This is a genomic window from Rugamonas rivuli (assembly GCF_009380165.1).
Classification (GTDB): domain Bacteria; phylum Pseudomonadota; class Gammaproteobacteria; order Burkholderiales; family Burkholderiaceae_D; genus Rugamonas; species Rugamonas rivuli.
In genome coordinates this window covers 864,458-885,847 of sequence record NZ_WHUF01000002.1, presented here as the reverse complement: position 1 = coordinate 885,847, position 21,390 = coordinate 864,458, and the positions used below count along the sequence as shown (strand labels likewise).

Genomic DNA, 21,390 nt, shown 5'->3' with positions numbered 1-21,390 from the left:
GCGTGACCAGCACTGATGGGATGGGACTGCGGGAGGCTAGCCGGTGTGTTCCAGCGTCTGCTTTGCCGCGTACATGGCCTGGTCGGCGTAGCGTATCAACTGCGCGATGTCGCTGCCGTGCTCGGGATAGTGGGCGACGCCGATGCTGGCGGTGGCGGTCAGGCTGAGGCCGTCGGCCAGCGCCATCGGCATCGCCAGCACCTGGTGGATTTTCTCGACAATTTGCCGGGCGTCGGCGGCCACCAGCACCTCTTCGACAATGACGACAAACTCGTCCCCGCCCAGCCGCGCCACGGTGTCGGATTCGCGTACGCAGTGCTTCAGGCGCTGCGCCACTTCGCGCAGCAACTGGTCGCCGCAGGCATGGCCGTGGTCGTCGTTGATCTGCTTGAACTTGTTGAGGTCGATGAACAGCAGCGCCAATTCGCTCTGGTGGCGCTGGGCGCGCGCCAGCGCCATCTGCAGCCGGTCGTGGAACAGGCGGCGGTTGGGCAGCTGGGTCAGCTCATCATGCTGGGCCATGAAGCGCAGCCTGGTGTAAAGCTGTTGACGATGTATCGCCGTTGCCACCTGGTTGGACACAAACAGCAGCAATTCCTGCTCCTGGTCGGTGTAGCCGGACAGGCCGGACGCCTCCCCGCCCTGCAACAGCAATACGCCGATGCGGCCGTGGGTGGTCGCCAGCGGCACGCCTATCCAGCAGACCGGAGCGAGGCCGGCCGTCGCCTGCAATGCGGGCGGCAGCAGCGTCATGGTGGCCGGCGTCAGCAACACCGGCTGTCCGCTGCGCGACACTTCCTCGCCCAGCCAGCGCGCCACCGGATGCGGCGCGGCGCTGCCGTTGGCGTTGACGTAATAAGCGAACTGCAGGCACTCGTCCAGCTCGCCCCGCAGCGCGACCGCGAAGCCGGCCGCCGGCAACATGGCGCCGATAATCCCGTGGATGCGCTCGAACAAGGCGGGCAGGTTGTCGCTGGCATGGGCGGCCTCGGAGATCGCATACAGCGTGTATTGCATCGCCTCGGCCTGTTTGGTGGCCGTGACGTCGCGCGCCACGGCCACGCGCAACTGGTCCGCCTCGGACCAGCGCGCCGACCACATGATGTGGACGATCTTGCCATCCTTGCGGACATACCTGTTTTCAAACCGGGAGTTGGGTTGGCCGTCCATGATGCTGCGCGCCGCCGCGAGCGTGCGCTCGCGATCGGCCGGCGCGACCAGATTGATCATCTGCATGCCGATCATTTCCTGGGGAGCGTAGCCGAAGATGCGCTCACAGGCGGCACTGACAAACACGAAGCGGCCGTCCGCATCGACCATGCAGACGGCATCCATGAGCAGGTCGGTGAAACGAGCTATCGTGGAAGCAAGAGATTTTTCCATATAGGATAATTCTAGTCCCGATTGCCCGTACCTAGGCGCTCCCCTGGCGATTGTGACGAAAGACCAACAACATCCTTGCTAGCGATTTGCCAATATTACCCCCTAGTCTCGCTTCGGCGTCTCGTAGACGGGCGCTGCAACGCCTTGCATGGTGCCAGCCGTGGGCGTTTCGGTGCTGAACACCAGTACCTCGTTGGCGCCCTCCTTCAGCCACGACGCCGGCAGATACAGCGTCTGCTGCGGACCGATGTGCCAGTAGCGCCCCAGATGGTGGCCGTTGACCCAGACCTGCCCCTTGCCCCAGCCACGCGTGTCGAGGAAGGTATCGACCGGCTTGGCCAGCGTCAGCGTGCCGCGCCAGAAGCCCGGCCCGGCCGCATCACCCGCCGTACCGGCCGGCAGGCGCTTCAGCGCCGCGGCATCCAGCGGCAGCGGGTAGACCGTCCAGCCCTCCAGCTCATCGTCGCCCAGCTTTACCGCGCGCGTGATGCCCTTGGTGTCATCGACCAGTTTGGCGCCGAAGCCGATACGCCCCATCGCTTCCACCAGCAGATCGAGCTGGACGCCCGCCGGCAGGTCCACCGCCAGCGTGCTCTCGCCCAGGCGGCGGTCCAGCCTGCCGATCACGCGGCCGTCGGCCAGCACGGTGGCCTGGTCGTGCAAGCCATCGAGCACCAGCTTGCCCTTGGCCGGCGCATCGAGCCGCTTGCGATACAGGATGTAGCCGTAGTTCTGGCCGAACTCCTCCATCGCCCTGGCCCAGCGCGAAGGCTGGCCCTTGGACAGCAGCTCCAGCCGCGCCAGCAGGCTGCCGGCCGGCTGCAACGCGAAGGCGGGCAGCGCCTGCGGTTGCGGCGCGGCGGGCACAGGCGGCAGCGCCGTTTTCACATGCCGCGCGATGACGTCGCGCAAGGCGAAGTACTTGGGCGTCGGACGTCCCGCCTCGTCCAGGGCGGCGGCGTAGTCATAGCTGGTGGTGTCCGGCTGGTAGGGATCGCTGCCCGAATAGTTGGCGCCGGCCAGCCAGCCGAAGCTGGTCCCGCCGTGGAACATGTACAGATTGAACGATACGCCCTGCGACAACATCCGGTCCACCGTGCGCGCCGCCTCCTCGGGACTCTGGGTGTGGTGTTGCTCGCCCCAGTGGTCGAACCAGCCGGCCCAGTATTCGCCGGCCATGCGCGGACCATGCGGGCGCCAGGCGGCCAGTTCCTGGACCGAGGCCTGGGCATCGTCCGCACCGCCGCCGAAGTTGACCACGGCCGGCACATCGGGCAGCGTGCCGCCTTCGAACAGGCGGCCGGCGCCGCCGTCGGACGTGAACAAGGGCGCGTCAAACCCGGCCTGGCGCATCTGCGCCCGCACGGCGCGCAGGTAGTCATGATCGCGGCCGTAGGAACCGTACTCGTTCTCCAGTTGCAGCATCAGGATGGGGCCGCCGCGACTGCTCTGCAGGTCCGCCACCTCCTGCGCCAGGCGCTTGAAGTAGCGCGCGCTGGCGGCAAGGTAGCGCGCATCCATGGAGCGCACGCGCAATCCCTGCGTGCGCAGCAGCCAGGCCGGGAAGCCGCCGAAATCCACCTCGGCGCAGACATAGGGACCGGGCCGCAGCACCACGTTCAAGCCTTCCTCGGCAGCCGTCTTGATGAAGGCGCGCAGATCGTTCTGGCCGGAGAAGTTCCACTGCCCCGGTTCCGGTTCGTGCTGCGACCAGAAGGCATAGGTGGTCACGGTGTTCAAGCCCATCGCGCGCGCCATGCGCAGGCGCTCGCGCCAGGCGGCGCGGGGGATGCGCGGGTAATGCATTTCGCCGGAGCGGATCACGAACGGCTGGCCGTCGAGCTTGAAGTGCGCGCCGTCGATGGCGAAGTGCGGCGGGCGCGCCGACGGCTCGGCCGCGTACGCCAGGGTGCTGCTCAGGCCCAGGGCCAGCAGGCCGGCCAGGATAGTTTTGGTCAGATTCAAGGTATGGACTCCGGTCACGATTAACGGTAGTTATAGCGCAGCACCAGCGAGGCCCTGCGCGGCGTTTGATACTGGCTCGGTATGCCCCAGTTCACATCCGGCACGATGGTGTTGTCGGCGTTCACGTCGGCGCTGTAGGTGTTGTAGCGGTCGGTGATGCCGCGCCGGTTGAACAGGTTCTGGATGCTCAGGTCCAGGCTCAGCTTGTTGTGCGCGCCTATCGTCATGTCGTAGCCCACGCCCATGTCGAATTGCCAGAAGAATGGCAGACGGCCACTGGTGCCCGCCGTCTTGACCCCGACCGGATTGGTGCTGGCATCGCAGTAGTGTCCCCACGAACCCCAGTTGTAGGAGAGGCTGTTGACGTCGGGATTGAGGCCGAAGCAGCTGACCGGCTCGCCGCTGTGCATGCTGAGTATGCCGCTGGTGCGCAAGCCGTTCGGGAAGTAGTAGGCACTCGATGCGGTGAACGCGTGGCGGATGTCGTTGGTCAGGTTGCCGCTGGCGCCGCGTGTCGTCTCCGGAAAATCGTAGATGCCGGTCTGGCCGATATAGCCGGCGTTCCGGTTTTCCAGGTTGAGGAAGCCGTTGTCATTGCCGAACGAGCGGGTCCAGGTGTAGCTCAGGTTCAGGTACCACGGCTCGCCGGCGCTGCGCGAGTGGCTGGCATCGAAGGTCAGGTGGATGTACTTGTGCTTGGGTTTGGGCAGGCCGAATTCGGCGGCCGGTATCGTCAGCGACACCGGCTTGCCGTCACCGCGGAAATCGCGCGTGACCGTGACGTCCTCGCCCGGATTGAGCTCGAAGCATTCGTAGTCGCTCGGATAGTCCGGATAGCCGTGGGCGTTGGCATACTTGCCTATGCCCTGGCCGTAGCAGGTGGAATTGATGACGCGCTTCAGCTCGGCATAACCGAAATCGACCTGGCCTACCCAGTGGCGGTTGAACGCCTTCTGCACGTACAGCTGCAACTCGTTCTGGTAAGGCGCCTTCAGGTTGGTGGTGGCGACCTGGTCTGACGCCGGCGGCGTGCCGTCATGGCCTGGCGCGGTGTAGGTGGAGCCTATCTGCGCCAGGCCCAGCGGCAATTGGGTGTTGGGGTCGATGCCGCTGTAACGGTACCATTTGCGCTGTTCGAGATGGGACTCGGCGACGCCGAAGCTGAAGTTCGACGGCATGGACAGCGAATAGCGCCCCAGGTTCGCGCCGACCTTCAGGCTGGAATCGCCGTGCACGTCCCACGACAAGCCCAGGCGCGGCGAGGTGGTCGGGAACGAGAACAGCGGGCGTTCCAGTGCATCCTTGTTGACGAACTTGTCGAAGCGCAGGCCGCCGTACAGCATCACGCCGTGACCGATTTTCCAGTAGTCCTCAAGATAGGCCGCCTTGTTGATCGACACCATGCGGCCGAACTCGCGGTTGAAATAGTAGCCGACATACTTGCCGCTGACCTGCTCGCCATTGGGCAGTTGCACGGTGTTGGGACGGTCGTAATAGGTGTACCAGCCGGCCTGCGGCGTGTGCCAGTCCTGGCCGAGGAAGTGCTGGTAGTACTCGGCCCCGAACACGATCTTGTGATTGTCCAGGCTCCAGCTCAGGTCGCCCTTGTAGCCGCGCCGCCAGTAATCGTCGGGACGGAAATTGACGGTGCGGTCCTGTATGCCGATGTTGCTGGTCTTCTGGGTCTGGCTGTTGTAGGCGTCGACATAGGGAATGTCCTCGGCGCCGTGGGCGCGGTCATTGAGCTGCCCCAGGAAACCGCCCATCAAGCGCAGTTCCAGGTTGGGCGTTAGGTTGCCGTGGTAGTTGGCAATCAGCATGCGCTCCGTCACGGGTGCATACGAACTGGACGAGAAGGCACCGACCTGCGTGGTGTAGTCCTTCAGCAGGCGATAGGTGTCGGTGCTGGTGCTACTCCACGTCCGCGAGCCGGTCAGGTTGAGCGTATGGTCGTCGTTGATGTTCCAGGTCAGATTCAGCAGCAGGTTCTTGCTTTGCGAACTGGCGATCGACTCGCGGTTCTGGCTGAAGGTGTAGCTGCGCGATGGCAGCCGGTCGCCCAGCAGCACGAAGGCGAACAACTTGTCCTTGACCAGTGCGCCCGACGCCCACAGGTAGTTCGTCGTGCTCGCTTCGCTGCGGTTGTTCGAGGTATAGCGGTAGTAATCGCCCTGCCCGTTGTGTATGTCTTTTTCCGCCGGCATCAAGGTATCCGATGTCGCCGGCGTGTAATACATCGCATAGCCCGCCTCGAATTTGTTCGAACCCTGGCGCACCGTCTGCGCCATGATGCCGCCGGTGGCATTGGTCCACGAGGCGCCGAAGCTGCCCGCCATTACCTCGGTTTCCTGGATCGCCTCGCGCGGCAGGCGGTTGGCGCCCAGCAGCGTGCGGTCATTGGTGGTGTCGAATTCGTTGAGGTAGTAGCGGTTTTCCGCCGGTGAAGCCCCGCCCAGCTGGACCAGCCCGGTCGTGTTCTGGTCGTAGCGCACGTTGGAGCGCAAGCGCGCAATCGATTCGGCGTTGCCGCTGATGAGCGGCAGGCTGTTGATCAGCTCCCGGCTGTAGTGGCTGGATAATTCCGGGGTGTTCACGTCGATGGGCAGCACCATGGTCTGGGCCGAGTTGCCGGCCACGGTCACAGTGGCGAGCGCATCCGGGCCGCCCTGGTTTTCCGCCGTCACGGCAAGGACGGCGGTGTCGCTGTTCGGCTTCACGCTCACCTGGCGGACGGCGACCACCTGCTCCCCCTGCCTGAGCGTCACGGTGTACAAACCGGGGTTGAGGCCGGAAGTCTTGTAGCGCCCTTGTCCGTCAAGCGGCAGTTCGCGTTTGAAGCCGGTCTGCTCGTTCGTGACAGTCACCCGGTTCGCACTCGCGCCCACCGGCACCGAGCCATACAGCCCACCGGTGATCGACTGGGCGTATGCGCCGTTCATCCCGGCACCGCCGGACAGCAGGCTCAGGACGAGCAGCGATAGCCGCGCGGCAGTGCTACCTGCCTTCGGTATTTTCTTCATGCATAGTCTCCGTTCTTATTTGCGAATATAAGTTTTTGCGGAATACGACGCGGCTAAAGCTTTCGTTTTCGTAAGCTCAGCCTGAATAAACCTTAGAATTAAATAAGGTTTTAGTCAATGAAAAGAAAATATCAACAGAAATTCGTCAGGTTTTAAGCGAGAATATCTTTCGTTTTGCGATATTGAACGGTAACGAGGTTTCGCTTCGTTACGGAATTACAACATCGCTCATCAGCGGACGTCCAGCAGCTCCACGTCGAAGATCAGGTTGGCGTTCGGTGGGATCGGGCCTGCGCCGTTTTCGCCGTAGCCCATGCTGGCAGGTACGATCAGCGTGCGCTTGCCGCCGACCTTCATGCCCTTGACGCCCTCGTCCCAGCCCGGGATCACCTGGCCGGCGCCGAGCCGGAAGCTGAACGGCTCGCGGCCGATCGAGGAATCGAACTGGGCGCCGTGCTGCGCCGCTGCGGCCGGCTCGTACAGCCAGCCGGTGTAGTTGACGACGGCGGTGACGCCGGCCGCTGCATCCTTGCCGGTGCCGACGACGATATCGATCTTTTGCATAGGCACGGCAGCGGCCGCAGGCGCTTGCGGCGCCTTGGCGCGGTCGCAGCCCGCCAGGGCGAAAGTCAGGGTCAGGCCGATAACGCAGGAGGACAGCAGCTGTTTCATGATGTTCTTTCGTGTGTAAGTTAGCGTGCAAATGCAAAAAGGGCAGCCACAACGGCTGCCCTTCTACATACTGGAGCGGGAGAAGAGTCTCGAACTCTCGACCTCAACCTTGGCAAGGTTGCGCTCTACCAACTGAGCTACTCCCGCTTGGAGTTCAAATTGTCTGGAGGCGAGGATCGGAGTCGAACCGACCTAGACGGCTTTGCAGGCCGCTGCATAACCGCTTTGCTACCTCGCCAGAGGAAACTTTTTACTGAGACGCACAGCGGGGTTACGCGCTGCGATCCGAAATTCTGGAGCGGGAGAAGAGTCTCGAACTCTCGACCTCAACCTTGGCAAGGTTGCGCTCTACCAACTGAGCTACTCCCGCATTGGAGTTACTGATTTTTACTGCGCCAACCAGTCCCGAAGAAACTGGAGCGGGAGAAGAGTCTCGAACTCTCGACCTCAACCTTGGCAAGGTTGCGCTCTACCAACTGAGCTACTCCCGCATTGGAGTCCAACATTCTAGCAGCTAGCTGCCGTTATTGCCAGTGCTACTTGTTCTTGATAACTTGGAGCGGGAGAAGAGTCTCGAACTCTCGACCTCAACCTTGGCAAGGTTGCGCTCTACCAACTGAGCTACTCCCGCGTCGCTGTCATCAACAACAGGCCAGCATTATAGAGGATCCATGACGCCTGTCAATGGCCTTGATGCCAATCTTATCGATTCCGCTCCAAAACCAGTGGCCGGCCCTGGTCCGGCTGGTTGTAATCGCAGACGCCATGCGGGAATATCCGCTGCAGCCTGGCCTTTTGCCGCGCCGTCCATTCCACGCCGGCGGGATAGCTGCCGTCCCGCAGCGCCTGCGCGACAGGCTTCAGCGCGCACTTGAAGACATCGCCCTTGATCGACTCCCCCGCCACCATGCGCGGACTGGAAAACAGCGGGAAGGCTTTGGTGCAGGCGCCCTGCGGTTTGGCGTCCAGGACGCCGTCCCAGACGGATGGCCCGGCGGCGATGACGGCGCCGCCGGTATCGATGCAGCGGTCGGTGAATTCGGCCGGCGCCGGGCCGCCGCTCAGCATCCGGTCCATGGTCGACAAGGCTTCCAGCACCCGGCCCTGCATGTCGGCCTCGGAGCGGGTAAACCAGATCACCTGGCGTTTGACCTCTGCGCGATTGGCGCCCAGCAGGCGCGCCCGCACCGAGAAGGCCTGCCGCGCGTTGTGCATGTTCAGCTCCGGCTCCAGGTAAGGCCGCAGATCGATCATCGGAATGCCGAGGCGCTGGCCGGTGAAGACCTGGCCCGCGCTGTAGGCTTTGCGCATCGCCTCCACGCTGCCGCTGCGGCGTGGCGCAGGCACGCCCTCAGGATCGCGACAGGTGGCGCTGCGCAGCATATTGAGGCTGTCGTAGGGGTCGTCCTTGCCCTGCCAATCCACGAAGTCGGCCTGCTCCTTCCAGCCGCCTACGCAGGCGTTGAGACGCAGGAATTCGTCGACGCCGATCTGCCCTGCCCTCAACGCCTGCAGGCCGTACTGCACGCCCTCGTTGTCGATGGAGATGGGGGCGTAGCCTTGCGCATCGGTGCCGTAGATGTCTTCCAGATCGTTCCAGTGCGTCCATTTGACCTTGTCAAACACACCGGCGGGATAACGGTAGAAGGTCGCGGCGAGGTCGTAGCGGTCATCCTTGTAGCGCGGGTTCAGCACCGTCACGATGGCCATCTTCCAGCCGTTGATGCACTCGGTCGATCCTGCGCCGCCGGTCCAGGCGTGGCGCGCGGTGTCGCTGGCGTTCATGCCTTCGATGACGATTTGATTGGTCCACCTGGCCCACGGCGACGCGGGATCAAGCGCCACCTCGTCCTTGAAGTACTGGCTCAACAGCGGGCAATCCGAGATCGGGATGGTCTGCGTGATCATGTCCGGATACGACTGCAGCGGAATGCCGCCATCCAGCAGGCCGGGATGGTTTTGCGCGAACAGGTACTGCTGCACCGCCCCGCCCGACCCACCCAGGCCGATGGTGAACAGCGGCGCGCCATAAGCTTCGACAAAGCGGGCCTTGGTCAGCAAGGCGGTCTGCCCCGCCAGGCGCATGTTGTAATGAACGCCGGCCTCATTGCCGGTCGAGCTGACGATGGCGTAGCCCTGCTCCAGCATGGGGACCATCAACTGGCGCTCGTTGCCGCTCAAGCCTCCGGGCTTGAACCACAGCGGCGAGCCTTGATGATGGCCGATGCCGACGCCGCCGCCCAGCCAGTACACCAGCTTGCGGTTCCAGGCCGCCGACTCGGGCTTGGCCGACGGCGCCAGCATGGCGATGGTGTAGACGAAGCGGTTGATGGTGCCGACTTCAACCCGCACCACGAACGGCACAGCCGCGCCGTTGCGCTTAAACGTTGTCAGGTCTGGTGGAGGCGCCGTGTAGCCGGTGGCGGGATCGAAAGGCTTGAAGCGGCTGCCGGCAAGGTAGAAGTACTCGACCCGCGTCGCGATGCTGCAATTGCGGCTGTAGCCGACAATGGCGCCGCTGGCTTCATCGACTACGGGGTGGCCGATGCCGTCCTGGTTGTCGACGCTGGGCTGGCCAAGGCTTGCTTCCTGCGTGCGGCAGACGAAGGGCTGTTGCTGCGCCTGCGCTGCCAGGCAGATTGCGGTTGCCGCGCAAGCGGCCAGGAATCTCCGGAACGCCATGGCGCTGCTCCTGATCTGGTGGGGTGAACCTCACCAGATCATAGCATTTTGTTACTAGTTCAGCGTACCTGCTTTTTCCTTGATCAGCGGCCAAGCCAGGCGCAGGTAGTAGAACATCGACCACACCGTCAGCACGGCCGCCACTTCCAGCAGGCGCGAGCCCCAGAACTGGGTGTCGATGGCGCCCCACAGCACATCATGGAACAGCAGCAGCGGGATGGCCGTCATCTGCGCCGTGGTCTTGATCTTGCCCAGCGAGCTGACCGCCACCGACTTGGAAGCGCCGATCTGCGCCATCCACTCGCGCAGCGCCGAGATGGCGATCTCGCGGCCGATGATGATGAACGACAGCACGGCATTGGCGCGGTCGAGCTGCACCAGCACCAGCAAGGCCCCCGCCACCATCAGCTTGTCCGCGACCGGGTCGAGGAAAGCGCCGAAGGCCGAGGTCTGGTTCCAGCGGCGGGCCAGGAAACCGTCGAACCAGTCGGTGACGGCGGCGACGATGAACACCAGCGTAGCCGCCAGGTTTTGATCCGCAACGGGAAGGACAGTGGTGGGCAGATAGTAGACGCCTACCACAAGCGGAATCAGCGCAACGCGCAACCAGGTCAACAGTATCGGTATATTGAAGGGCATAAGCTCGGAAATAAGTGCGGCCATGAAAATTGTTAATGCGCCGCTAGTCTACCTTGCCGCCGCACATTAAACCAGCGCACTGTTGCTGTGCACGCCCTAATGCAACTGCTTGTAGATCTCTTCGGCCAGCGCGCTGGAGATGCCTTCGACCTGCTTCAAGTCCTCGACGCTGGCGTCGACCACGCCGCGCAGGCCGCCAAAGCGCGCCAGCAGGCGCTGGCGGCGCTTGGCGCCTATGCCCTCGATCTCTTCCAGGCGCGAGGTCTGGCGCGTTTTGGCGCGCTTGGCGCGCATGCCAGTGATGGCGAAACGGTGCGCCTCGTCGCGGATCTGCGCCACCAGCATCAGCGCCGCCGATTCCTTGCCCAGCTCCTGCGAGGCCCGGCCGTCGACGAACATCAGCGTCTCCAGGCCCACGCGCCGCCCTTCCCCCTTGGCCACGCCGACGATCAGGCTGATATCCAGTCCCAGCTCGGCGAACACCTGCCGCGCCATTTCGATCTGGCCCTTGCCGCCGTCGATCAGCACCACGTCCGGCATGACGCCGTCGCCGTTGGCGACCTTTTCGTAGCGGCGGAACAGCACCTGCCGCATCGCCGCGTAATCGTCGCCGGGCGTGATGTCGTTGATGTTGTAGCGGCGGTACTCGCCGTTCTGCATCTGGTGGTGATGGAACACCACGCACGAGGCCTGCGTGGCCTCGCCCTGCGTGTGCGAGATGTCGAAGCATTCCACGCGCAGCGCGTCGATGTCTTCCGGCTCCAGTTGCAATGCCTCCACCAGCGCGCGCGTGCGCGACTGCTGCGAGCCCTGCTCCGACAGCAGCCGCGCCAGCGAGATCTCGGCACCCTTCTGCGCCAGCTCCAGCCATTTGCGGCGCTGATCCTGCGGCTGGAAGATCAGGTGGATGCGGTGGCCGCACTGCTCCTGCAAGGCCTGCATCAGCGCCGGGTGGTCGAACTCGATATTGAGGATCAGCGTACCGGGGATGAACTTCTCGCTGTAGTGCTGCGCCAGGAAGGCGGCCAGCACCTCGACTTCAATGGCCTGCTCGGCGATCGCCTCGGCGTCGCCCAGGTGGCCCGGGAAGTAGGCGCGGTCGCCCAGGTGGCGGCCGCCGCGCACCATCGCCAGGTTGACGCAGGCGCGGCCACCCTGCACCAGCACCGCGATGATGTCGACGTCGGCGTCGCCGGTGGTCTCCATGCTCTGCTGGTGCAGCACGCGGGACAGCGACTGGATCTGGTTGCGCACGCCGGCAGCCTGCTCGAATTTGAGCTCGGCGGCATAGCCGTGCATTTTCTTTTCCAGGTCGGCCATCACCTCGCTCTGGCGGCCGCGCAGGAAGCGCGCGGCGTTGTCGACGTCGACCTTGTAGTCTTCCTTGCTGATCAGGTCCACGCACGGTGCGCTACAACGGCCGATCTGGTGCAGCAGGCATGGGCGGGTGCGGTTGGAATACACGCTGTCCTCGCAAGTGCGGATCAGGAACACCTTCTGCAGGATCTGCATCGATTCCTTGACCGCCCACGAGCTGGGGAACGGGCCGAAATACTGGTTCTTCTTGTCCACGCCACCACGGTAGTAGACCATGCGGGGCGCGTCGCCGCCGGTGATCTTCAGGTAGGGATAGGATTTGTCGTCGCGGAACAGGATGTTGAAGCGCGGGCTGAGGGCCTTGATGAGGTTATTCTCAAGGATCAGCGCTTCGGCTTCGCTGTGGGTGACGGTGGTTTCCAGCCGCGCGATGCGCTCGACCATCATGGCGATGCGCGGGCTGCTGAGATTCTTCTGGAAGTAGCTGGAGACGCGCTTCTTCAGGTCGCGCGCCTTGCCGACGTAGAGCACTTTGTCGTAGGCGTCGAAATAGCGGTACACGCCCGGCAGGTTGGGCAGCTTGGCCACGGTGGCCAGCACTTGTTCGCGCGGGTCGGGGGCGCTTGTTTCCACTTCCACTTCAGTCATACCGCTCTCACTGCGCTTGTTCGACGATGACGAAAGCGACGGCGTATTCTTCCTCGTCGCTGACCGTCACCTGGGCCGACAGCTTGTTCTTGTCCATGAATTCTTTCAGCACGCCGCTGCAGACGATCATCGGCTTGCCGCTGGGGGCGTTGAGCATCTGCGCGGCCGGCCACGTCATCGGCATGCGCATGCCCAGGCCGATGGCTTTGGAGAAGGCTTCCTTGGCGGCGAAGCGCGTGGCGACGAAGCGGATGCCGCGCGCCGCGTGCTTGGCTTTGCGCGCCAAATACTTTTCCATCTCTTGCGGACCGAGGATCTTGGCGGCGAAACGGTCGCCATGACGCGCCAGCGCCGCCTCGATGCGGGGGATTTTGCAGATGTCGGTGCCTATACCGTAAATCATTTTCTTGCGCCTAAACGTGTCGAGACCATGATGGCCTTCATCTCGCGCACGGCGTTTTCCCAGCCGACGAACACCGAGTGGGCGACGATGGCGTGGCCGATATTGAGTTCGGCGATTTCCGGGATGGCGGCAATCGCCTGTACGTTGGTGTAGTGCAGACCGTGGCCGGCGTTGACCTTCAAGCCTTTGGACACGCCATACAGCACGCCGCGATGGATGCGTTCCAGCTCGGCGGCCTGCTCGGCGCCTTCGGTGTCGGCATAGCGGCCGGTGTGCAGTTCGATCACCGGGGCGCCGATTTCGGCGGTGGCATTCATCTGCGCCTCGTCGGCGTCGATGAACAGGCTGACGCGGATGCCTTCGGCCTGCAGCTGCTTGACGGCAGCTTGCACGGCCTTGAAATGGGTGACGACATCGAGGCCGCCTTCGGTGGTGACTTCGGTGCGCTTCTCGGGCACCAGGCAGACGTCGGCCGGTTTGATGCGGCAGGCGAAGTCGATCATCTCCTGCGTGACGGCCGCCTCCAGGTTCATGCGGGTCAGCAGCTGCGGCGCCAGCGCGATGACGTCGGCGTCCTTGATGTGGCGGCGGTCTTCGCGCAGGTGCAGCGTGATGCAGTCGGCGCCGGCCTGCTCGGCCAACAGCGCGGCGCGGATCGGGTCTGGGTACGTGGTGCCGCGCGCGTTGCGCAAGGTGGCGACGTGGTCGATGTTCACGCCGAGGTCGATGATGGTGCCGGATGGTTGCAGGAAGCTCATTAGTTTATACCGTTTATCTAGTTATAACTGCATCAAGTCGATCAGGATCTGGCGCGTGTTCAGCGGCGCTCCGCCCAGGTGGTGCGCCAGCAGGAAGCGCATCAGCTGCTTGCTCTGCGCCTGCGTGGCGGCGTCCTGGTAATCTTCGCGCTCCATGTCGAGCAGGGTCTTGCCGGCCACGCGTGGCCACGGATCGGCGGCGCGCTCAGGGCGCGGGCCGCGCTCAGGGTCCACCACATAGACCACGTCGGCCTGCACGGCGCGGCGGGTTTCGATGCAGCGGGTCAGGTCGGCGGCAACGCCTGTCTCTTTAAGTAGGGCCCGTTCGAATTTTCTCAAGACGATGGGCGCAGGTTCGTTGTGGGCGAGCTGGTTGAGCGTGGCGACGTAGTGGTCGAACAGGCGCGGGTGCGCGTCGTCGCGGGCCAGCAGCTTGACCAGCAGCTCGTTGAGGTAGAAGCCGCACAGCAGCGCGGTCTTCTCCAGCGGCAGCATGCCGCCCACCCATTCGGCGTCGGTCAGCGTGCGCAGTTCGGATTTGCCGACCCAGCTCGACGACAGCGGCTGGAAGGTTTGCAGCACGCCGCGCAGTTGTGAGTGCGGCCGCTTGGCGCCCTTGGCGATCAAGGCCACGCGGCCGAAGTCGCGCGTGAACAGGTCGATGATGAGGCTGGTTTCTTTGTAGGGATAGCTGTGCAGGACGAAGGCCGGCTGGCCGGCGACCTTTGTGCCGAAGGTGCGTTCGCGCGACGGTGCGCGCGGGCGCTTGGCAGGCGCGGCGGTTGATGCAGCGGCCGACACAGCGATGGTTGCGGCCGGCGCCGGGGCGGGCACCACTTCACGCTCCGCCTCAGGTTCGGCCTGCGACGGTGCCGCTGCGATGTCGGCGTCTAGCGTGGTGGTGGACATCGCCTCTCTTTTATTCGTAGCCGTAGGCGCGCAGACCCGCTTCGTTGTCGGCCCAGCCGGATTTGACCTTGACCCAGATTTCCAGGTACACCGGACCGCCGAACAGGCGCTCCATGTCCAGGCGAGCCTGGGTCGAGACTTCCTTCAGGCGCGCGCCCTTGTTACCGATGACCATGGACTTGTGCGTATCGCGCTCAACCAGGATGGCGGCGAACACGCGGCGCAGGTCGCCCTCTTGCTCGAACTGCTCGATCAGTACGGTGCTGGTGTAAGGCAGCTCATCACCGACCAGACGGAACAGCTTCTCGCGGACGATCTCTGACGCCAGGAATTTTTCGCTGCGGTCGGTGATGTCGTCAGCGCCAAAGATAGGCTGGTTTTCCGGCAGCAGTTTCTTGATCTCTTTTTCCAGGCCGTCCAGCTGGAAACGCAGCTTGGCCGATACCGGCACGATGGCAGCGAACTCATGCTTGGAAGCGACCTGCTGGGCGAACGGCATCAGCGCGGCCTTGTCGCGCACGCGGTCGGCCTTGTTGATGACCAGGATGACTGGCACTTCTTTCGGCAGCAGATCCATCACTTGCTGGTCGGCCGGGCCGAAGGTGCCCGCCTCGATCACGTACAGGATCAGGTCCGACGAGATCAGGGTGTTGGTGACGGTCTTGTTGAGCGTGTTGTTCAGCGCGTTCGAGTGGCGGGTCTGGAAACCCGGCGTGTCGACGTAGATGAACTGCGCATCGTCATGGGTCTGGATGCCGGTGATGCGGTGGCGCGTGGTTTGCGCCTTGCGCGAGGTGATGCTGACCTTGGCGCCGATGAGGGTATTCATCAGGGTCGATTTGCCCACGTTAGGGCGGCCGACAATGGCGATATAGCCACAACGGAAGTTGGCGGAGGTCGTTTCGGTATTCATTTCAGTTCTCTTTACTTGTTTGCTGCTTTGGCAGGCGGTGGCGACGGCTCGTTACCGGCCTCGGTCGTCTGCACGGTGGCGATGCCGGCCAGCTTCAGCTGGGCAGCGCGTGGCTTGGCCTTGCGGCCGGCGGCCGGGGTCTTGACCAACGCTTGCTCGGCCACTTCCAGCGCCAGTTTGGCGGCGGCCTGTTCGCCGGCGCGGCGACTGCCGCCGCGTCCGTAAACCTGGATGCCCAGCTTGGGCACCAGGCATTCGATTTCGAATTCCTGGCTGTGCGCGGCGCCATGGGTGGCAACCACATTGTACAGCGGCAGGGAAATCTTTTTACTTTGCAGGAATTCCTGCAGCAGGGTCTTGGCGTCCTTGCCCAGGGTTTGCGGGTCGACCGATTCCAGGATAGGAATGTAGAAGGCCCGGATCACGTCGCGCGCGGGGTTGAAGCCGCCATCCAAAAAAATGGCGCCTAACAGCGCCTCAAGCGTGTCGGCCAGGATCGAAGGACGGCGGAAACCGCCCGACTTCAACTCCCCTTCCCCCAGCCGCAGAAACTGCGACAGCTCCAGCTTTTGCGCGATTTCGTACAGCGATTGCTGCTTGACCAGGTTGGCGCGCAGGCGCGACAGGTCGCCCTCGTCGATCGCCACAAAGCGCTCGTACAGGATGGACGCCACCACGCAGTTCAGGATCGAATCGCCCAGGAATTCCAGTCGTTCATTATGCAAACTGCTATGGCTACGGTGCGTCAAGGCTTGCTGCAACAGGCCAGCATCCTGGAACGTATAGCCTAAACGGGTTTGCAATAACTGAAGATTCATTGTTCTGTACGGTTCTTTACTTTATTGATCGGTTTTGGCCGGAGCCGGCACGCCGTTTTTCGACGTCGTGCCCTGGTATTCCAACAGCAGGCTGGCGGGTCCGACCAGCGGGATTTTCTTTTCGTAGGCGAAGCTGATTTCGAACTCGCCGTTTTCCTTGGCGATCAGCAGATCGCGGCTGGTGATCGAGCTGATGTAGCCGGTGGTCGCATTGGCGTCGAACGATTTCTGCATCTCCAGCACGGAACCGCCGGTGGCCTTGGCCGTGACGATGGCGTTCTGGATCGCGCGGTACTCGGTGTAGGTCGGCACGATCTTCAGCGCCAGCACGCCGATGAAGCCCAGCGCGGCCAGCACGAAGATCAAGCCGACCAGGGAAATGCCGTTCTGCCGTTTCAAGCCTGATTGCATCTTATTCCCTTTCGACCGAGTATGCGCTGAGCGGATGATTAGTTGATGCTGCCGATGCGGCGCAGATTGCCCAGGTTCATCCACACGACGATGGCTTTACCGACAATGTTCTTGTCCGGCACAAAGCCCCAATAGCGGCTGTCCGCGCTGTTGTCGCGGTTGTCGCCCATCATGAAGTAGTTGCCTTGCGGAACCACACAAGTAAAGCCTTCATACTTGTAGGTGCAGTTTTCGCTGTAAGGGAACTTCTTCACGCCATCCAGGCTCAACGTAGGCGCCGCCTCGTTGTTGAGGATGCGGTGGCTGACGCCGGTCAGGTTTTCCTGGAACTGCTTGTTGTACTGCAAGTGTTCGTCGTCGAGGTAGTCGTCCAGCGGCGAGTACTTCACTTCCACGCCATTGACCGTCAAGCGCTTGTTTTCATACGTGATTTTATCACCCGGCACGCCAATGACGCGCTTGATGTAATCCTGGGTCATATCCAGCGGATATTTGAACACCATCACGTCGCCGCGCTGCGGGTTGTTGATCTGCACGATCTTCTGGTTCAGCACCGGCAGGCGGATGCCGTAGGTGAACTTGTTCACCAGGATCAGATCGCCCACCAACAGGGTCGGCACCATCGACGACGATGGGATCTTGAACGGCTCGAACAGGAAGGAGCGCAGGAAGAACACCAGCGCGATCACCGGGAAGAAGCTGCCCGAGTACTCGATCCAGGTCGGCTGGCGCAGCAGGTTCGCTTCGATCGCGGCGCGGTTGCCCAGGTTGTCGACCTTGATGCCGTCGGCGGTGAGCTTGGCGTTGCGGGCGTCGTAGTCGGCCAGCGCGCGGTCGGCGGCGGCACGGCGCTGCTTGGCCAGGTAGAACACATCCAGGAACCAGATCACACCGGTGATCACCATCAGCACGAACAGGATTAAAGCAAAGTTACCTAAGATCACTTGCAGGTTCATTTGTCGTCCACTTGTAAGATTGCCAGGAACGCTTCTTGTGGAATCTCTACCGAGCCCACTTGCTTCATGCGTTTTTTACCTGCTTTTTGCTTTTCCAACAGTTTCTTCTTACGGCTGATGTCGCCGCCGTAGCACTTGGCCAGCACGTTCTTGCGCAGCGCCTTGACGTTCTCGCGCGAGATCACGTTGACGCCGATGGCGGCCTGGATCGCGACGTCGAACATCTGGCGCGGGATCAGTTCGCGCATCTTGGCGGCCACCTGGCGGCCGCGGTAGGCGGAGTTGGAACGGTGGACGATGATGGCCAGCGCATCGACCTTCTCGCCGTTGATCAGCATGTCGACCTTGACCACGTCGGACGCGCGGTATTCCTTGAACTCGTAGTCCATCGACGCGTAACCGCGCGAGGTGGACTTGAGCTTGTCGAAGAAGTCCAGCACGATCTCGCCCATCGGCATTTCATAGACCAGCTTGACCTGGCGGCCGTGGTAAGCCATGTCCATCTGCACGCCGCGCTTGCCGATGCACAGCGTGATCACCGAGCCGACGTATTCTTGCGGCATGTACAGGTTGACCGTGACGATAGGCTCGCGGATTTCGTTGATCTTGGTCGGCTCCGGCATCTTGGACGGATTGTCGACCTTGATGATGCTGTCGTCGCGCATGACCACTTCATACACCACGGTCGGGGCCGTGGTGATCAGGTCCATGTCGAATTCGCGCTCCAGGCGCTCCTGGACGATTTCCATGTGCAGCAGGCCGAGGAAGCCGCAGCGGAAGCCGAAGCCCAGCGCCTGCGATACTTCCGGCTCGTACATCAGTGCGGCGTCGTTCAGCTTGAGCTTTTCCAGCGAGTCGCGCAGCGCGTCGTACTGGTTGGCCTCGACCGGGAACAGGCCGGCGAACACTTGCGGCTGCACTTCCTTGAAGCCTGGCAGCGGCGCCGGCGCAGGACGGTTGGCCAGGGTGACGGTATCGCCCACCTTGGCGGCCTTCAGTTCCTTGATGCCGGCGATGATGAAGCCCACCTGGCCGGCCGACAGCTGCGGCAGCGAGACCGAGCGCGGCGCGAAGATGCCGACGTCTTCCACCAGCTGCAGCGAGTCGGTGGCCATCAGTTTGATCTTGTCTTTCGGCTTCAGGGTGCCGTTCATCACGCGCACCAGCATGACCACGCCAACATACGGGTCGTACCACGAGTCGACGATCAGCGCTTGCAGCGGCGCGTCGGGGTCGCCCTTTGGCGGCGGGACTTTGGCGATGATCGATTCCAGCACGTCTTCCACGCCCAGGCCGGTCTTGGCCGAGCAATGGACGGCGTCGCCGGCTTCGATGCCGATCACGTCTTCGATCTCGGCGATCGCGGTCGGAGGATCGGCGTTCGGCAAGTCGATCTTGTTCAGGACCGGCACCACTTCCACGCCCAGGTCGAGCGCGGTGTAGCAGTTGGCCACGGTCTGGGCTTCCACGCCTTGCGAGGCGTCGACCACCAGCAGCGCGCCTTCGCAGGCGGACAGCGAGCGCGACACTTCATACGAGAAGTCGACGTGGCCGGGGGTGTCGATCAGGTTCAGATTGTAGACGATGCCGTCGCGGGCCTTGTATTGCAGGGCTGCGGTCTGGGCTTTGATCGTAATGCCGCGTTCGCGCTCCAGATCCATCGAATCGAGCACTTGCGACTCCATCTCGCGTTCGGACAAGCCACCGCACAATTGAATAATGCGGTCCGCCAGGGTCGATTTACCGTGGTCGATGTGGGCGATGATGGAAAAATTGCGTATGTTGTTCATTAACAAATATTCAAAAACGGGTTTGAAACGACGGGGCGCAGAAACTGCGCGCAATACGAAAAAAGCGCTCCGAGCGGGGCGGTAATGCCCTGGCGAGCGCCTTGATGACAGCCACTGAAAGCAAAACGGAAGCTTTTCTACCCCCGCATTTTACCGGATTTCAGAGGGGAAAGGCCGACTTATGCAGTGAGAAATGCATATTGCTTAAGCCTTTGAGGCAAAAAATGCGGCGGAAATGCCTATTAATTAAGCAATTCGAAGCACTTCGCGCACTTTGGCCTCGTCGAGGAAGTAGTGGCACAGCTCGGGCTGGGACAGGTCGGCGTACAGCACCGGCACCAGTTCGTCGAAACGGGCCACCAGGGCGTCGTCGGCATCGACATCGATGACATCCACCGTGATGGGCTGGGATGGGGTTTGCAGGCGCATCAGGGCGTCCAGCATGTCCTGGCAGAGGTGGCAGTAGCTGCGGGAGTAGAGGGTGAAATGCATGACTGGCGCCCCGCCGCGCCGAAGCGGGCGGGGCGAACTCCTTACTTCGCGCTAGGACGCACGGAAACGAACTGCGCCACGTCGCCGCGGCGCACCAGCAGCACCGACGGTTTCTTCGCATCGAGCTTGGCCACGGCCGCGTTGAACTGCTTCACGTCCTTGACTTCGATGTTGTTCAGTTGCAGCAGCACATCGCCCTCCTGCACACCTGCGCGGCCGGCCACACCCTCGGCCGAATCGACCACCACGCCGCCGTCGACGCCCAACTCCTTCTTCTGCTCGGCAGTCAGATCGCTGACCTTCAAGCCCAGCGCATTGGCCTTGGCCACTTCCGGTTCGGCCTTGCCGCCCTTGCCTTTGCCGGCCTTGGCGGCCTTGTCCGCTTCCAGCTCGGCCACGGTGACAGGCAGGTCCAGCTGCTGGCCCTTGCGCCACACGGTGACGGTGGCCTTGCTGGCCAGCGCCGTGCCGCCCACCAGACGCGGCAGGTCGGACGAACGGTTCACCGGCACGCCGTTGAACTTGAGGATGATGTCGCCCGCCTTGATGCCGGCCTTGTCGGCAGGACCGCCCGGCTCGACCAGCGACACTTCGGCGCCCTGCGCGCTCTTCAGGCCCAGCGACTCCGCCACTTCCTTGCTGACTTCGCCGATCTGCACGCCGATGCGGCCGCGCGTGACCTTGCCGTTTTTCTTCAACTGTTCCGATACGCGGATCGCCTCGTCGATCGGTACGGCGAAGGAAATGCCGTTGGAGCCGCCCGACAGCGTGGCGATCTGCGAATTGATGCCGATCACTTCGCCGCGCATATTGATCAGCGGGCCGCCCGAGTTGCCGGGATTGACCGCGACATCGCTCTGGATCAGCGCCAGGTAGTCGCCGGTGTCGCGCTGCTTGGCCGAGATGATGCCGGCGGTGACGGTGTTCTCCAGGTTGAACGGCGAACCGATCGCGATCACCCATTCACCGACGCGGATCTTGTCCGAATCGCCCATCACCAGGAAGGGCAGCTTGTCGCCCTCGATCTTCAGCACGGCCACATCGGTACGGGCGTCTGCGCCCAGCACCTTGGCCTTGAACTCGCGCTTGTCGGTCAGCGTGACGAATACCTCGTCGGCGCCGTCGACCACGTGGGCGTTGGTCATCACATAGCCGTCGGCCGACAGGATGAAGCCGGAGCCGACGCCGCGCTGCACCGGCTCGTCGGACGGCGCCTGGCGGCGGCCGCGCGGCACGGTCTTGCCGCCCGGGTTGCCCGGCTGCGGCAGCGCGCCGCCAAAGAAGCGGCGCAGGAATTCCTGCATTTCTTCTTCACCCGGCTGGCCGTCGGCATTGCCGCGGCCGCCCAGCTTCAGACGTTCGGTGGTGCGGATATTGACCACGGCCGGGCCGACGCGGTCGACCAGGTCGGCAAAATCAGGCAGGCCGATGACGGCGCCCGTGACCGGCGCGGCGGCCGTCGCCGGGGCCATGCCGAGCACGGCCGGCGACATCCATACGCTTGCGCTGACCAGCAGCGCAGAAAGAGTTTTACTACCAGCAGCGAAATTATTTTTCATGGAAAGTATCAGTCTTTGTAAAGTTCTGGAACGCAAGTACCCCTCGGGCAAAGTT

General features: G+C 63.0%; 17 protein-coding genes and 5 tRNA genes. All 22 read right to left on the bottom strand.

What is annotated here, in order from left to right; translation table 11 throughout:
• Positions 1-36 precede the first annotated feature (36 nt).
• On the bottom strand, positions 37-1,383 hold the full coding sequence (locus GEV01_RS09215; protein ID WP_152803567.1) for a sensor domain-containing protein: 1,347 nt from the start codon (positions 1,381-1,383) through the stop codon (positions 37-39).
• A 102-nt stretch (positions 1,384-1,485) separates the two neighbouring features.
• Positions 1,486-3,348, bottom strand: coding sequence for a glycoside hydrolase family 35 protein (locus GEV01_RS09210; protein WP_217428377.1), 1,863 nt, complete (start codon positions 3,346-3,348; stop codon positions 1,486-1,488).
• Positions 3,349-3,368: 20 nt separating this feature from the next.
• On the bottom strand, positions 3,369-6,368 hold the full coding sequence (locus tag GEV01_RS09205) for a TonB-dependent receptor (RefSeq protein ID WP_152803565.1): 3,000 nt from the start codon (positions 6,366-6,368) through the stop codon (positions 3,369-3,371).
• A 231-nt stretch (positions 6,369-6,599) separates the two neighbouring features.
• The gene (locus tag GEV01_RS09200; RefSeq protein WP_152803563.1) at positions 6,600-7,040 is read right to left on the bottom strand and encodes an FKBP-type peptidyl-prolyl cis-trans isomerase; all 441 of its coding nucleotides are present in this window, start codon (positions 7,038-7,040) and stop codon (positions 6,600-6,602) included.
• Positions 7,041-7,111: 71 nt separating this feature from the next.
• A tRNA-Gly gene (locus GEV01_RS09195) sits at positions 7,112-7,187 on the bottom strand.
• Between the two features lie 17 nt (positions 7,188-7,204).
• Positions 7,205-7,278, bottom strand: a tRNA-Cys gene (locus GEV01_RS09190).
• A 56-nt stretch (positions 7,279-7,334) separates the two neighbouring features.
• A tRNA-Gly gene (locus GEV01_RS09185) sits at positions 7,335-7,410 on the bottom strand.
• 45 nt (positions 7,411-7,455) lie between these two features.
• Positions 7,456-7,531: transfer RNA gene (locus GEV01_RS09180), tRNA-Gly, on the bottom strand.
• A gap of 64 nt (positions 7,532-7,595) precedes the next feature.
• Positions 7,596-7,671 (bottom strand) — tRNA-Gly (locus tag GEV01_RS09175).
• Positions 7,672-7,742: 71 nt separating this feature from the next.
• On the bottom strand, positions 7,743-9,722 hold the full coding sequence (locus tag GEV01_RS09170) for a DUF6351 family protein (protein WP_152803562.1): 1,980 nt from the start codon (positions 9,720-9,722) through the stop codon (positions 7,743-7,745).
• A 54-nt stretch (positions 9,723-9,776) separates the two neighbouring features.
• On the bottom strand, positions 9,777-10,361 hold the full coding sequence (gene pgsA, locus GEV01_RS09165) for a CDP-diacylglycerol--glycerol-3-phosphate 3-phosphatidyltransferase (RefSeq protein ID WP_152803560.1): 585 nt from the start codon (positions 10,359-10,361) through the stop codon (positions 9,777-9,779).
• 96 nt (positions 10,362-10,457) lie between these two features.
• Positions 10,458-12,326 carry an excinuclease ABC subunit UvrC gene (uvrC, locus tag GEV01_RS09160; RefSeq protein WP_152803558.1) on the bottom strand — a complete coding sequence of 623 codons (1,869 nt, stop codon included), beginning with the start codon at positions 12,324-12,326 and terminating at the stop codon, positions 10,458-10,460.
• 7 nt (positions 12,327-12,333) lie between these two features.
• Entirely contained in the window at positions 12,334-12,729 is a 396-nt protein-coding gene (acpS, locus tag GEV01_RS09155; protein WP_152803556.1) for a holo-ACP synthase, read from the bottom strand.
• Complete coding sequence (gene pdxJ / locus GEV01_RS09150; protein WP_152803554.1) at positions 12,726-13,487, bottom strand: pyridoxine 5'-phosphate synthase; 762 nt, start codon at positions 13,485-13,487, stop codon at positions 12,726-12,728. The genes acpS and pdxJ overlap by 4 nt, the downstream gene beginning before the upstream one ends.
• A 21-nt stretch (positions 13,488-13,508) precedes the next feature.
• Positions 13,509-14,396, bottom strand: coding sequence for a DNA repair protein RecO (recO, locus tag GEV01_RS09145; protein ID WP_152803552.1), 888 nt, complete (start codon positions 14,394-14,396; stop codon positions 13,509-13,511).
• A gap of 10 nt (positions 14,397-14,406) precedes the next feature.
• Positions 14,407-15,309: a GTPase Era gene (gene era, locus GEV01_RS09140; RefSeq protein ID WP_152803550.1), complete on the bottom strand. Its 903-nt coding sequence runs from the start codon at positions 15,307-15,309 to the stop codon at positions 14,407-14,409.
• 11 nt (positions 15,310-15,320) lie between these two features.
• On the bottom strand, positions 15,321-16,127 hold the full coding sequence (rnc, locus tag GEV01_RS09135) for a ribonuclease III (protein WP_152803548.1): 807 nt from the start codon (positions 16,125-16,127) through the stop codon (positions 15,321-15,323).
• A gap of 21 nt (positions 16,128-16,148) precedes the next feature.
• On the bottom strand, positions 16,149-16,538 hold the full coding sequence (locus tag GEV01_RS09130) for a DUF4845 domain-containing protein (RefSeq protein WP_070360846.1): 390 nt from the start codon (positions 16,536-16,538) through the stop codon (positions 16,149-16,151).
• Between the two features lie 38 nt (positions 16,539-16,576).
• Entirely contained in the window at positions 16,577-17,494 is a 918-nt protein-coding gene (lepB, locus tag GEV01_RS09125) for a signal peptidase I (protein ID WP_152803547.1), read from the bottom strand.
• Positions 17,491-19,284, bottom strand: coding sequence for a translation elongation factor 4 (gene lepA / locus GEV01_RS09120; RefSeq protein ID WP_008449896.1), 1,794 nt, complete (start codon positions 19,282-19,284; stop codon positions 17,491-17,493). Before lepA ends, lepB begins: the two co-directional genes overlap by 4 nt.
• 246 nt (positions 19,285-19,530) lie before the next feature.
• Positions 19,531-19,776, bottom strand: coding sequence for a glutaredoxin family protein (locus GEV01_RS09115; RefSeq protein ID WP_152803545.1), 246 nt, complete (start codon positions 19,774-19,776; stop codon positions 19,531-19,533).
• 41 nt (positions 19,777-19,817) lie between these two features.
• The gene (locus tag GEV01_RS09110) at positions 19,818-21,335 is read right to left on the bottom strand and encodes a DegQ family serine endoprotease (RefSeq protein WP_408014825.1); all 1,518 of its coding nucleotides are present in this window, start codon (positions 21,333-21,335) and stop codon (positions 19,818-19,820) included.
• Between the last annotated feature and the right edge of the window lie 55 nt (positions 21,336-21,390).